The organism is Streptomyces sp. NPDC020996 (assembly GCF_040641355.1).
Classification (GTDB): domain Bacteria; phylum Actinomycetota; class Actinomycetes; order Streptomycetales; family Streptomycetaceae; genus Streptomyces.
The window spans coordinates 1-12,217 of record NZ_JBFADM010000024.1 but is presented as its reverse complement, the minus strand read 5'-3'; the positions used below and the strand labels follow the sequence as shown (position 1 = coordinate 12,217).

13 protein-coding genes are annotated in these 12,217 nt (G+C 71.7%); 6 read left to right on the top strand and 7 right to left on the bottom strand.

The window, feature by feature from the left end; all coding sequences use genetic code 11:
* Positions 1 to 20 precede the first annotated feature (20 nt).
* Positions 21 to 770 carry a TetR family transcriptional regulator gene (locus tag AB0G63_RS18365; RefSeq protein WP_360751065.1) on the bottom strand — a complete coding sequence of 250 codons (750 nt, stop codon included), beginning with the start codon at positions 768 to 770 and terminating at the stop codon, positions 21 to 23.
* 116 nt (positions 771 to 886) lie between these two features.
* On the opposite strand from AB0G63_RS18365, the gene AB0G63_RS18360 reads away from it, so the two are divergent.
* From AB0G63_RS18360 to AB0G63_RS18350, 3 genes are all read left to right on the top strand, one after another.
* Positions 887 to 1,336, top strand: coding sequence for a TM2 domain-containing protein (locus tag AB0G63_RS18360; RefSeq protein WP_360751063.1), 450 nt, complete (start codon positions 887 to 889; stop codon positions 1,334 to 1,336).
* Positions 1,329 to 1,736, top strand: a complete 408-nt coding sequence (locus tag AB0G63_RS18355) for a DUF2752 domain-containing protein (protein WP_360751061.1) — start codon at positions 1,329 to 1,331, stop codon at positions 1,734 to 1,736. Before AB0G63_RS18360 ends, AB0G63_RS18355 begins: the two co-directional genes overlap by 8 nt.
* Positions 1,737 to 1,951: 215 nt before the next feature.
* On the top strand, positions 1,952 to 2,215 hold the full coding sequence (locus AB0G63_RS18350; protein ID WP_324789032.1) for a TM2 domain-containing protein: 264 nt from the start codon (positions 1,952 to 1,954) through the stop codon (positions 2,213 to 2,215).
* 187 nt (positions 2,216 to 2,402) lie between these two features.
* Here the strand turns inward: AB0G63_RS18350 and AB0G63_RS18345 are convergent, their stop codons facing one another.
* From AB0G63_RS18345 to AB0G63_RS18325, 5 genes are all read right to left on the bottom strand, one after another.
* Positions 2,403 to 3,164 carry a succinate dehydrogenase iron-sulfur subunit gene (locus AB0G63_RS18345; protein ID WP_360751059.1) on the bottom strand — a complete coding sequence of 254 codons (762 nt, stop codon included), beginning with the start codon at positions 3,162 to 3,164 and terminating at the stop codon, positions 2,403 to 2,405.
* Positions 3,164 to 4,918 carry a succinate dehydrogenase flavoprotein subunit gene (sdhA, locus tag AB0G63_RS18340; protein ID WP_360751057.1) on the bottom strand — a complete coding sequence of 585 codons (1,755 nt, stop codon included), beginning with the start codon at positions 4,916 to 4,918 and terminating at the stop codon, positions 3,164 to 3,166. The genes AB0G63_RS18345 and sdhA overlap by 1 nt, the downstream gene beginning before the upstream one ends.
* A 19-nt stretch (positions 4,919 to 4,937) precedes the next feature.
* On the bottom strand, positions 4,938 to 5,420 hold the full coding sequence (locus tag AB0G63_RS18335) for a succinate dehydrogenase hydrophobic membrane anchor subunit (RefSeq protein WP_324789029.1): 483 nt from the start codon (positions 5,418 to 5,420) through the stop codon (positions 4,938 to 4,940).
* A 5-nt stretch (positions 5,421 to 5,425) separates the two neighbouring features.
* Positions 5,426 to 5,806 (bottom strand): succinate dehydrogenase, cytochrome b556 subunit, encoded by a 381-nt coding sequence (sdhC, locus tag AB0G63_RS18330; RefSeq protein WP_324789028.1) that lies wholly within the window; start codon positions 5,804 to 5,806, stop codon positions 5,426 to 5,428.
* Between the two features lie 253 nt (positions 5,807 to 6,059).
* Positions 6,060 to 6,599: a 2-oxo-4-hydroxy-4-carboxy-5-ureidoimidazoline decarboxylase gene (locus AB0G63_RS18325; protein ID WP_360751054.1), complete on the bottom strand. Its 540-nt coding sequence runs from the start codon at positions 6,597 to 6,599 to the stop codon at positions 6,060 to 6,062.
* A gap of 205 nt (positions 6,600 to 6,804) precedes the next feature.
* Between AB0G63_RS18325 and AB0G63_RS18320 the strand changes: the two genes are divergently transcribed.
* A complete protein-coding gene (locus AB0G63_RS18320) occupies positions 6,805 to 8,409 on the top strand; it encodes a glycoside hydrolase family 20 protein (protein WP_360751052.1) in 1,605 nt (534 codons plus the stop codon).
* Between the two features lie 230 nt (positions 8,410 to 8,639).
* On the top strand, positions 8,640 to 9,044 hold the full coding sequence (locus AB0G63_RS18315) for a hypothetical protein (RefSeq protein ID WP_360751194.1): 405 nt from the start codon (positions 8,640 to 8,642) through the stop codon (positions 9,042 to 9,044).
* Positions 9,045 to 9,107: 63 nt separating this feature from the next.
* On the opposite strand, the gene AB0G63_RS18310 is transcribed toward AB0G63_RS18315, so the two are convergent.
* Positions 9,108 to 11,345, bottom strand: a complete 2,238-nt coding sequence (locus AB0G63_RS18310) for a peptidoglycan recognition protein (protein ID WP_360751050.1) — start codon at positions 11,343 to 11,345, stop codon at positions 9,108 to 9,110.
* Between the two features lie 315 nt (positions 11,346 to 11,660).
* On the opposite strand from AB0G63_RS18310, the gene AB0G63_RS18305 reads away from it, so the two are divergent.
* Positions 11,661 to 12,092, top strand: coding sequence for a hypothetical protein (locus AB0G63_RS18305; RefSeq protein ID WP_360751048.1), 432 nt, complete (start codon positions 11,661 to 11,663; stop codon positions 12,090 to 12,092).
* Positions 12,093 to 12,217 lie beyond the last annotated feature (125 nt).

Here is a 12,217-nt window from a genome sequence, read left to right as displayed (position 1 = left end):
ACCGCTTCACCCGAAAGTGATCACTCGCCCTGCCGCGCCTTGACCGCCGGATCCGGCATCACCTTCGTCATCCCCGGCAGGAAGTCCGTGAACAGCTCGTGCACCTCCCGCACCAGCGGCCGCAGCACCCGGAACCGGGACAGCGACACCCCGCGGGCCGTCAGCCGCGCGCCCCGCTCCGCCAGCCGGTAACTGCGCTCGCGGCCCTCCGTCCGGTCGAAGATCCAGTACAGCACGAGCCCCATCTGGGAGAGCCACATCAGCTCGGGCAGGACGTCCCGCAGGTCCTCCGGCACCTTGGTCCTGGTCGCGCCGGCCAGGACCTGCCGGTGGACGGAGACCGCCTCCACGCGCGCGTGCTCCGACTCGGGGGAGAAGGGGCTGAGCGGGCTGTCGGGATCGGCGGCGTTCTTGAAGAACTGCACCGCGAACTCGTGGTACGGCGTGGCGATGTCCAGCCACGCCTTCAGCACGCCGGCGAGCCGTGCCTCCAGGTCGGTCTCCCGCGCCAGCACCTCCCGCACCGCCACCTGGTGCTCGGCGGCGATCCGGTCGTAGAAGCCCTGGATCAGGTGCTCCTTGCCCGCGAAGTAGTAGTACGCGTTGCCGACGGAGACCCCGGCCTCCTGGGCGATGGCCCGCATCGTCGTCCGGTCGTAACCGCGTTCCCGGAACAGCCGCATCGCGGTCTCGAGGATGAGCGTGCGGGTCTGCTCGGACTTGGTGGACGGCGTCGGACCCGCTTCGGGGCCCTCGTTCTTCGCGGGCACGGTAGGAGAGCCTAACCACGGCTTCTGTGCCGCGCGCCGCTCGGGCATGATGATCGGGTAGGTCATCGTATCTTCGCGTGTCCCCGGACGACACGCCCGCCACAGGAGCAGTTCCCTTGAGTGAAACGCCGCCCGCACCGGGCCCGCAGGACTCCGGCCCCCAGGGCCCGCACGGACCGGGTCCCTACGGACCGGGTCCCCAGGGCCCCTACGGACCCGGTCCTGCCGGGTACGGCCAGCCCGGCGCGGCCGGGTACGGCCAGCCGGGCGCGTACGCCTACGGCCAGCCGCCCTACGGCGCCGCCGCCCCGTTCGACCCGAACGCCCCGTACGGCTACGACCCCTACGGGCGCCCGTACTCCGACAAGTCGAAGATCATCGCCGGTGTCCTCCAGCTCACCCTGGGCACCCTCGGGGTCGGCCGGTTCTACATCGGCAACGTCGGCATGGGCCTCGCGCAGCTGTTCACCTGCGGCGGCCTGGGGATCTGGGCACTGATCGACGGCATCATGCTGCTGGTGAGCGAGGGTCAGACCGACGCCCAGGGACGCGTTCTGCGTGGCTGAAACACCGTCCGCCCCGCTATCCGTGCTGCGCGCGCCGGCGACGGCGCCGCTCGCGGTGCTCGTCGCGGGCGCGGCCGGTGCCGCCTACCTCTACGGCGTGGATCCGCACCAGCCCGGCCACCTGCTGCCCCGCTGCCCCTTCCGTCTCGTCACGGGTCTGCTCTGCCCCGCCTGCGGGGGGACCCGCATGGCGTACGACCTGATGCACGGTGACTTCGCGGCGGCCTGGCTGGACAACAGGGCGCTCCTGCTCGCCTCGCCCTTCGCCCTCGCCCTGCTGGCCCGCTGGATCCTGGAGGGCCTGCGCGGCCGCCGCTGGCAGCCGGCCCTGAGCCGCCGGGCGCAACTGCTGGTCCTCGCGGTGGCGGTGGCGTGGACGGTGGCGCGCAACGTCGTCTGAGCCTGGTCCAGGCCAGTGACGGAATTTGATCACGGAACAAGAACGAATTTTCGCCACCACTCCCCTCTTGCGCTCCCGCCTCTCTAAGCTCGCTGGTCACGGGGGGAATAACGGCGCGGGGGCATCGTGACGTCGTGACGTGATCCCTCCTGGGTCAAGACCGGACCTATCCCATCCGGTTCTCTCATCTCGACTTACACGCCAGGAGCAGTGCCATGACCGTCCCCACTCCCCAGTCCCCCTACGGCAACGACCCGCAGGGCCGCCCCTACTCCGAGAAGTCCAAGATCGTCGCGGGTGTCCTGCAGATCGTCCTGGGCGGCTTCGGTGCCGGACGCTTCTACGTCGGCAACACCGGCGTGGCGATCGCCCAGCTGTTCACCTGCGGCGGCCTGGGCGTCTGGGCGCTGATCGACGGCATCATGTTCCTCACCAGCAACGACCGCACCGACTCGCAGGGCCGCGTGCTCCGCGGCTGACCGCCGTCGTTTCCGTGCCCGAGGGGCCGCTCCCACCGCATGCCACCGCATGGGCGCGGCCCCTCGGGCTGTCCGCGGTAGCCGCCGGGCAACACCGTCGGGAGGCGCAGCCGGAAAAGGCCCTGCCCCCGGTGTGTCACCGGGGGCAGGGCCCGTGTCGCCGTGGCGGGGACGGCGCAGGGGTGGCTCAGTAGCGGCGCGTGATCAGCGCTCGCTTGACCTCCGCGATCGCCTTCGTGACCTCGATGCCGCGCGGGCAGGCGTCCGTGCAGTTGAAGATCGTGCGGCAGCGCCAGACGCCGTCGCGGTCGTTGAGGATCTCCAGCCGCTGCTCGGCGGCCTCGTCACGCGAGTCGAAGATGAAGCGGTGCGCGTTGACGATGGCGGCCGGGCCGAAGTACTGGCCGTCGCTCCAGAACACCGGGCACGAGGAGGTGCAGGCGGCGCACAGGATGCACTTCGTGGTGTCGTCGAAGCGCTCGCGGTCCTCGGCCGACTGCAGACGCTCGCGCGTCGGCTCGTTGGTGTCCTTCGTGATCAGGAAGGGCATCACGTCCCGGTACGCCTGGAAGAACGGCTCCATGTCGACGACCAGGTCCTTCTGGACCGTCAGGCCTTTTATGGGCTCGACCGTGATCGGCTTCTCGGGGTTGATGTCCTTGATCAGCGTCTTGCACGCCAGGCGGTTCTTGCCGTTGATCCGCATCGCGTCCGAGCCGCAGATGCCGTGGGCGCAGGAACGGCGGAAGGTCAGCGTGCCGTCCAGTTCCCACTTGATCTTGTGGAGACCGTCGAGGACGCGCTCCTTGGGGTCGATCTCCAGCTGGAAGTCTTCCCAGGTCGCCTCGGCCGAGATCTCCGGGTTGAACCGGCGGATCCGGAAGGTGACCGTGATGTAGGGCGACGCGGCCGCGCCCGCCTCCACCTTGTCCAGAACAGGGGTTGCCATCAGTACTTACGCTCCATCGGCTGGTAGCGGGTCTGGACGACCGGCTTGTAGTCGAGACGGACGGTTTCCGACCCGTCGGCGCCGACCTCGCGGTACGCCATGGTGTGGCGCATGAAGTTGACGTCGTCGCGGTTGGGGTAGTCCTCGCGGTAGTGACCGCCGCGGGACTCCTTGCGGGCCAGCGCGGACACCGCCATGACCTCGGCCAGGTCGAGCAGGTTGCCCAGCTCGATCGCCTCCAGGAGGTCCGTGTTGAACCGCTTGCCCTTGTCCTGGATCGCCACGTTCTTGTAGCGCTCGCGCAGCTCGGCGATCTTCTCGACCGCCGTCTTGATCGTCTGCTCGGTGCGGAACACCATGACGTTGGCGTCCATGGTCTCCTGCAGCTCGCGGCGGATCACCGACACCCGCTCGGTGCCCGTGGACTCGCGCAGCCGCTCGATCTGCGAGACGACGAACTCGGCCGGGTTCTCCGGCAGTTCGACGTAGTCGGCCTGCCGGCTGTAGTCCGCCGCGGCGATGCCGGCCCGGCGCCCGAAGACGTTGATGTCGAGCAGGCTGTTGGTGCCCAGGCGGTTGGCGCCGTGCACCGACACGCAGGCGACCTCGCCGGCCGCGTACAGGCCGGGGACGACGGTGGTGTTGTCCGCCAGGACCTCGCCCTCGACGTTGGTCGGGATGCCGCCCATCGCGTAGTGCGCGGTCGGCTGGATCGGGATCGGGTCCGTGTAGGGCTCGATGCCGAGGTAGGTCCGCGCGAACTCGGTGATGTCGGGCAGCTTCGCGTCCAGCTGCTCCGGCGGGAGGTGGGTGAGGTCGAGGTAGACGTGGTCGCCCTCGGGACCGCAGCCGCGGCCTTCGCGGATCTCCGTGTAGATGGAGCGGGAGACGACGTCGCGGGAGGCGAGGTCCTTCATGACCGGCGCGTACTTCTCCATGAAACGCTCGCCGTCCTTGTTGCGCAGGATGCCGCCCTCACCGCGGGCGCCCTCCGTCAGCAGGATGCCCATGCGCCAGATGCCGGTCGGGTGGAACTGGAAGAACTCCATGTCCTCCAGCGGGATGCCCCGCCGGTACACGGCCGCCTGGCCGTCACCGGTCAGCGTGTGCGCGTTCGACGTCACCTTGAAGAACTTGCCGCAGCCGCCGGAGGCGTAGATCACGGCCTTCGCCTGGAAGACGTGGATCTCGCCGGTCGCCAGCTCGTAGGCGACCACACCGGCCGACTTCTTGACGCCGTCGACCTCGGTGATCAGCTGGTCCAGGACGTAGAACTCGTTGAAGAACTCCACGCCCTCCTTGACGCAGTTCTGGTACAGCGTCTGGAGGATCATGTGGCCGGTGCGGTCGGCCGCGTAGCAGGACCGGCGGACCGGGGCCTCGCCGTGGTTGCGGGAGTGACCGCCGAAGCGGCGCTGGTCGATGGTGCCGTCCGGGGTCCGGTTGAACGGCAGGCCCATCTTCTCCAGGTCGAGGACGGAGTCGATGGCCTCCTTCGCCAGGATCTCGGCGGCGTCCTGGTCGACCAGGTAGTCACCGCCCTTGACCGTGTCGAAGGTGTGCCACTCCCAGTTGTCCTCCTCCACGTTGGCGAGCGCGGCGGCCATGCCGCCCTGCGCGGCGCCCGTGTGGGAGCGGGTCGGGTAGAGCTTGGTGAGCACGGCGGTGCGGCTGCGCTTGGTGGCCTCGATGGCGGCGCGCATGCCGGCACCGCCGGCGCCGACGATTACGGTGTCGTACTTGTGGATCTTCATGATTCTCGCAGCCCCGTGCCTAGCGGATGTTCGGGTCGAAGGTGAAGATCACCAGCGTGCCCAGCAGGATGGTGAACACCGTGGCGGTGTAGAGCAGGCCCTTCAGCCACAGCCGGGTGTTCGCGCGCTCCGCGTAGTCGTTGATGACCGTGCGCAGGCCGTTGGCGCCGTGCAGCATCGCCAGCCACAGCATCAGCAGGTCCCAGACCTGCCAGAACGGGGAGGCCCAGCGGCCGGCCACGAAGGCGAAGCCGATCTTGGAGACGCCGCCGTCCAGCACGAGCTGGATCAGCAGGTGGCCCAGGACCAGGACGACGAGGACGACGCCCGACAGGCGCATGAACAGCCACGCCGCCAGCTCGAAGTTGCCCCGGGTGGACTTGGGGGTCTTCTTGGTGCGCTTGCGCGGCGCCTCGATGAGCGGCGCCGGGTTGTCGACGCCGTAGACGGAGCCGCCCTCGACGGGGCCGATGCCCGAAGCGGTGGATTCAGTGGTCGCCATGGATCTCAGCTCCCGAACAGTTCACGAGCGGCGTGGCCGAGGACGGGGTAGACCGCCCCGAGCATCAGCACGACCCAGATGCCGACGACGGACCAGAGCATCTGCTTCTGGTAGCGCGGGCCCTTCGACCAGAAGTCGACGGCGATGACGCGCAGGCCGTTGAGCGCGTGGAAGAGGATGGCGGCCACGAGGCCGTACTCCAGCGCGGCGACGATCGGGGTCTTGTAGGTGGCTACGACCTTGTCGTAGTCCTCGGGGGAGACACGGACGAGAGCGGTGTCCAGCACGTGAACGAACAGGAAGAAGAAGATGAGGACGCCGGTGACTCGGTGAGCCACCCAGGACCACATTCCTTCCCGGCCGCGGTACAGCGTTCCAGCCGGCACGGAATTCCCTCCGGGAGCGGGGATTGGGGCCGCGCCGGCTTGTGCTGTCGGTCGGGCCCGGCCGGGTACGGTCCACCGGCCCCCAGCATCGTAGCCACCGTTCGCCGCGGTGCTTACTCCGGGTCTACTGGTGTGATCGAAGTGGCACGCGGATGGGCGAGCGCCGACGGCTTGTGGTGCGGCCTGTGCTGTCGGGTGTCGCAAGCTGTGCCGTTGTGGCAGGTCGTGCCGGCGCGGCGGGGCCGCGCGCCGGTCACCGCCCGGTGTTCCCCAGGGACTGCGCCAGCCGTTGCCCGGCCAGCCGCCGCAGCTCGTCCGCCGCGACGGTCCGTTCCTCCTCCGGATCGTTCGCCAACCGTGACCGGATGCCCTCCAACACGTGATCCAGCGTCTCGTCCGGACCGAGACCGGCCAGGCAGATGACGAAGGTGTGGCCGAACCGGGCCTGGTAGGCGGCGTACGCCGCGCTCAGCGCGGTGTGGGCCGCGGAGTACGTGTCGTCGGGGAGGGCGGCCGGCGTCTCCGCGGCCAGGGCCGCCGCCAGATCGTCGGGGGCCAGGTCGTACGCCGCCTCGTCGGCCGCGGCCAGCAGGGACCCGGCGTCCGGGTAGGGCCGGTGGTCGGTCAGGCGGCGGGCCCAGGGCGGGCTGTGGAGGCAGGCGAGGAGGAGCCGCCGTGCCTCGTCCGCGGACGCGGAATTGAAGTCGTCCAGCGCGGTCGCGGACGACGGGATGCGGGTCTGCTCGGGCAGCGCCGGTATGGCGGTCCGGCCGGGAAGGTGTGTGGGCGTCACGTGTTTCGGCAGGGGAATCTGTGAGGGGAGTGGCGCAACGTTATCGAGAGGGGGCGTGACGTGTCCGACGGATGCCCGAATTTCACCCGCACGGGTAAATTTGGGAACGCCTTGTGGACGCATGCCGCCCCCGGAGGGACTTAGGTTTGGCGCTGTGAGTCAGCACAGGCGCCGCCCACCGGCGCGGACAGTCAAGCACAGGCGGATGATCGTCGCGGGCGCGTTCGCCGGGACGGTCGGGCTCGCGGCGGGCCTGGGTCTCTGGGCCTCCGGCGACGACGGCGGGCCGGCGGGCGCGGCGGGGCAGCCGTCGGACGCCGGGAACGCGGGCGCGTCCACTGTCTCCGGCAGCGGCGGCCGGGCCCCGAGCCCGAGCCGCACGTATCCCCTCTCGCAGGCCCCGCGCACCATTCCCGCCGTCCGCTCCCACACCGCGGCCCACGGGCCGGGCTGGCGTCCGGCGCGCGGGCAGCGGGTGGTGGTGAACGCCGCGGGCCTCGCGGACGAGGGCCGGCTGATCGCCTCCGAGCTGGGGCTGACGTACGCGGGCGAGAAGGGCGACGCGCGCCCCGGCGACGTGCGCCTCGAGCTGAACCGCGGCGGCGGCGCGGACCCGGAGTCGTACACCATGACCGTGCGCGGCGGGCGGGTGACCATCAGCGCCCCGGCGGACGCGGGCGTCTTCTACGGCACGCGCACGCTCAAGCAGGAGGTGCGCGGCGGTTCCGCGGCGCCCGAGGGCGTGGTGCGGGACGAGCCCGCCAAGCCGGTGCGCGGGTTCATGCTGGACATCGCCCGCAAGCACTTCACGGCCGGCTGGATCGAGGCCCGGGTCCGGGAGCTGGGCGACCTGAAGTTCAACCAGCTGGGGCTGCACTTCTCCGACGACCAGGGGTTCCGGATCGAGTCCGGCACGCACCCGGAGGTCGTCTCCCGCGAGCACCTGACGAAGGCGCAGGTCAGGAAGATCGTGGCGCTGGCCCGGAGCCGGCACATCACCGTCGTGCCCGAGATCGACTCGCCCGGCCACCTCGGCGCGGTGATCGCCGCGCACCCCGAGCTGCAGCTGCGCAACGCGCAGGGCGTGGCGGCGAGCGGGGCCGTCGACATCTCCAAGCCCGCCGCCGCCCGGCTCGTCGACGACCTGCTCGACGAGTACGCCGACCTCTTCCCCGGCGATCAGTGGAACCTCGGCGGCGACGAGTACCGGGCGCTGATGGCGTCCAGCCCGGAGACCGCCTACCCGCAGCTGGCCGCGGCCGCCCGGCAGCGGTACGGCTCCGGCGCGAACGTCGCCGACCTGACCACCGGCTGGCTCAACGACCGCGCCGACACCGTCCGCGCGCACGGCCGCACGATGCGCGCGTGGAACGACGGCTTCTTCCGCAGCTCGTCCGTGCGGCCCGCGGCGGACCTCCGGGTCGGGTACTGGACCGGCAAGGAGTACGGCGCGCGGCAGCCGCTGGAGTACCTGAGCGCGGGCCGCGAGGTCGTCAACTACAACGACGAGTTCCTCTACTACGTCCTCGGGCAGCCGAACGCCTTCGTCTACCCGACCGGGCAGCGCATCTACGAGGCGTGGACCCCGCGCGTCCTGCGCGGCACCCAGGCGGTGCCGGCGAAGTACGACGGGCAGATCCTCGGCGGGTCCTTCGCGGTGTGGTGCGACCTCGCGAACTCGCAGAGCGAGGCCCAGGTCGCGGCCGGGATCCGGATGCCGCTGCGGGCGACGGTGCAGAAGCTGTGGAACCCCGGACCGCCGAAGCAGAGCTGGGCGCGGTTCAAGGCGCTGGCCGACCGCCTGGGCTGACCGGCCGGGTTCGGTCCGCCCGGGCCGGCCCGCTGGGGCACGGGTTGCCCGATACGGCTGCGCCATCCACGCGGCGCTGTTGCGCAGGGCCGGGGGCGGCACCGCGCGGAGGTGGAAGTGCATGCTCATCAGTGAGCAGAGCGCAGCGGGAGGCCCGACCGTCACACTCCCGGGGCCTTGATCGGCGTGACGATTCGTGGCACCACCACGCTCTTGGTGATGTGACGACGATGACACAGCGGGAGACGCAGCAGGACACGAGGCCCTCGGCCGCGGTGAAGCCGGTGCGGTGGGCGGCGGACGCGGTGGCGGCCATGCGGGAGGGGGCGCGGGTGCGTCTCGACTACTCGGCGCAGAGCCTGTGGCGGGTGGACCGGATGATCGACGAGATACGCCGGGAGCAGCCGCCGTACGCCGCCGTGGACCAGGTACTGCGCGGCTTCGGCGCGTACGCCGGTGAGGTGATCGTGCGGCAGACCGGCGCCGAGTGGTGGGCGTCCGGCGGCGACCACTGGATCCGCACGCCGGACGGGCGGCTGTGGGACCCCATCGACGAGGCCCGGCGCTGCTTCGCCGGCCAGGGCTCGCTGCGGCTGCTGTGCCGCGACGCGACCGGCGCCGCCGGTCAGGCGTGACGACGGGCCGGGCGCCCGCCCCGAGGGCCGGGCGCCCGCCCCGGTGGACCGGCGGGCGGACGGCTACTTGACGTAGACCAGGCCGTCCGTGGTGATCGTGGGCCGGCCGCTGGTGCCGACGACCACGATCTTCACCGTGCGCTGGGCGCTGCCGGACCAGGTCTTCGTCCAGATCGCCTGGCGGTACAGCGTGGTCGACGACTTCAGGTCGACCGTGGCGGTCCTGACGCCGTCGACGTAGACGTACGCCTGACCGGAGCTCGACGCCCGGGAGACCACCCAGGAGGCGGAGCGGCCGGTGAAGGTCCAGCTCAGGCTCGCGCCCGTGGAACCGCTGGAGTACGACTTGCCGCCGAGGTAGCCGGTGGAGGAACGGGCCGTCCAGCTGCCGGACTTGACCGCGGAGGTCTCCTGGAGGATCACCGGCGTGTACGAGGGCGAGGACGTGCGGTAGTTGCCGGCGTGGTCGTACGCCCGCATCTGCCACGTCGTGGCGGTGCCGGACGGGGCCGTGCGGCTGGAGGCGGTGGTCGTCGGGCCGTAGGTGGCGGTCGTCGGCGACAGCAGCTTCACGGACTTCAGCGCGGTGTTGTCGGTGGCCTTCCAGCCGAGGGTGACCGGGACGGCGCTCGTGTCGACGGTGCCGGTGCGCAGCGAGATCTTCGGGGTCGTGGTGAACGCCGGCGCGGTGGTCTCCGCCACGACGTTCAGCGCGGCCGAGGTGGTGGCCCTGCCGGACTGGTGCACGGCGCGCACGGCGACGGTGTGGCCGCCCGGCGGGAGTGTGGCGCTCGCGGACGTGGCGGTGCCGGCGACGGAGGTGACGGCCTTGCCGTCGACCAGCAGCTCGAACCCGGAGATCAGCGAGCCCGGCGTGGCGGTGGACCAGTGGGCGGTCACGGCGCCCTTGGTGTAGTACGTCGAGCCGGACAGGCCCGCGCCGGACAGCGAGGTGACCTTCAGGTCCTGCACCGGGCCGGACGCCCAGGCGCGGACGGTCGGCAGCTGCGCGTACAGCGAGCCGCCGGGGCACTGGGTGTTGTAGCCGTCCCGGTGGCCGGAGATCCGCTGGAAGGTGTACGAGCTGCCCGCGGTGAAGCTCGTGCCGGAGTGGTTCGTCTGGCTCGCGCCCGCCTTCAGCTGCACGCTGGTGGCGGGGTCGGCGCCGTACTGGCCGAGCTTCCAGGCCGCGACGCGGGCGACCGAGGCCAGGGCCGCGTTGGTGGCGCCGGTGGTGGTGTAGTCGCCGAGCACCGCGATGCCCGCGGACTCCCGGTTCCAGCCGTAGGTGTGCGCGCCGAGCACCGGCAGGTCGACGCCGCCCTTGCGGCCCTCGAAGACGGTGCCGCACTTGTCGACCAGGAAGTTGTAGCCGATGTCGTTCCAGCCGTTGGTCTGCGTGTGGTACGCGTAGACGCCCCGCACGATGGCCGCCGAGTCGGAGCACGCGTAGTCGTTCGCGCCGTCGGTGTGGTGGACGAAGACGGCCTTCACGTCGGCGTTGTACTCCGACGGGTCGGGGCTGAGCGACTCGTCGGCGCCCCAGTCGGCGCGCGGGACGATCGGCGGCTCGGGCACGGTGGACGGCGGCGCGGTGGGCGCGGTGGGCGCGGTGCTCGACGGGCTCTCGGACGCGGACGCGGACGCGGACGGCGACGCGGAGTCGGAGGCCGGCGCCGAGTCGGACGGGGCGGCGCTGTCCGTGGGCGCGGCGCTGTCCGTCGGTGCGGCGCTGTCGGTGGGCGCGGCGCTGTCGGTGGGTGTCCCGGCCGCCACGAACGCGGCCGGCTCGGCGGCCTTCGCCTCGGCGTCCGTCACCACCCCGGGGTCCACGAGGCTGACCTCGATCCCCTTGGGCAGAGCGGAGCCGGCGGAGCCGTCCCGCTGGACGACCCGCACCTGCACGCCGTCGGAGGGGCCGACCCACAGCGGCTCGGACGCGCCGCGCGCACGGGCCCGCGCCCGCGGGTCCTCCAGCGGGTCGGCGTCCGTCTCCAGGTCCTGCCAGGCACTCCACTCGCCGGTCCCCAGGGCGCGGGTGCGCACCTGGGCCGTGCCGTGCAGCCGCTGGCCGGCGTCCGCCCAGGAGACGCCGAGCATCGAGAACTGCTCGGTCCGCGTGCGCGGCAGCTCCCGCTCCCCGCCCGCGGTGGCCCTCAGCGGCAGGTCGTGGACGCGCACCGGCCGCTTGGCCCGCCCCGCGGCCCCGCCGTCGCCGGACGGGCTGGCGACGGCGTAGGTGACCACGCCCCCGCCGCCCAGGAGCACCGCGCCGAGCGTCAGCCACGCCCGTCGTTTCATGCTCAGCGGCCTGTACGCACGCGTCCCGCGAGGACTCACTTGTCCCACCCCTGGAAGGAAACCGGTTCGAGAAGCTCAACTGCCCCACCCGTCACGACAGGTGGCACCTACACACAGCGCAGCGTCCAGGACGAACGTCACTGCACGGCCGCGGAGCCCGGGGGACGCGCGAGCGGCGGAAAGGTTGTGCGCGGGCTGCGGATCAGCCGTGTGTCGATCGACACGCGGCGAGCCCGTGATGCTCACGGCGGGCGATCCGCTGGTTCAGGGGGAGGGGTGCAGTCCCTCCCGCGAGCCGAGCCAGGTGGGGGTTCCATGACCGAGGTGGACGAGCGCGTTCCGTGCGCGGACGAGATGCGGTCGTGTGCGGCGTCTCTCGTCGCGCGGGTGACCGCCCGCGGCCGGCTGCCGCTGGACTATTCCGAACGCAGCCTGCGGGTCGTCGACTTCCTGATCGACGGACTGCGCAAGGGCGGCGCCGGCCCGGAGCGGGCCCACGACACGCTCCTCGGACTCGGCGCGTACGTCGGCGAGGTGCTCGTGCGCCGCGCGGGCGCGCACTGGGTGGACTTCGACGACCGGCAGCGCGCCTGGTCCGGGCAGCCGGTCGGGGTGCGGATGGCCGACGGACGGGTGTGGAACCCGCTCGGCAAGGTCCGCAACCGGTTCGAGACGGGCAGCCCGGAGGAGTCCCTCCAGCTGTTCTATCTGAAGCTGCACGGCCGCACGCGCAGAGCCGCCGCCTGAGCACGGACCGCCGCCTCGACACGCCCGGGGCTTCTGACGAGCTGTGACCCGGCGGTGTGCGCGGCGGCCACCAGCCGGGCGACGTTGGCGAGGGCGCCGGAGGCGCGTGCCTCCCGGGCGAGTTC

Coding starts and splice junctions, on each gene's coding strand:
- AB0G63_RS18335 (WP_324789029.1), bottom strand. CDS start 5,420: ATGGCGACCACTGAATCCACCGCTTCGGGCATCGGCCCCGTCGAGGGC.
- AB0G63_RS18350 (WP_324789032.1), top strand. CDS start 1,952: ATGACCGTCCCCACTCCCCAGTCCCCCTACGGCAACGACCCGCAGGGC.
- AB0G63_RS18305 (WP_360751048.1), top strand. CDS start 11,661: ATGACCGAGGTGGACGAGCGCGTTCCGTGCGCGGACGAGATGCGGTCG.
- AB0G63_RS18345 (WP_360751059.1), bottom strand. CDS start 3,164: ATGGCAACCCCTGTTCTGGACAAGGTGGAGGCGGGCGCGGCCGCGTCG.
- sdhA (WP_360751057.1), bottom strand. CDS start 4,918: ATGAAGATCCACAAGTACGACACCGTAATCGTCGGCGCCGGCGGTGCC.
- AB0G63_RS18320 (WP_360751052.1), top strand. CDS start 6,805: ATGATCGTCGCGGGCGCGTTCGCCGGGACGGTCGGGCTCGCGGCGGGC.
- AB0G63_RS18315 (WP_360751194.1), top strand. CDS start 8,640: ATGACACAGCGGGAGACGCAGCAGGACACGAGGCCCTCGGCCGCGGTG.
- AB0G63_RS18310 (WP_360751050.1), bottom strand. CDS start 11,345: ATGAAACGACGGGCGTGGCTGACGCTCGGCGCGGTGCTCCTGGGCGGC.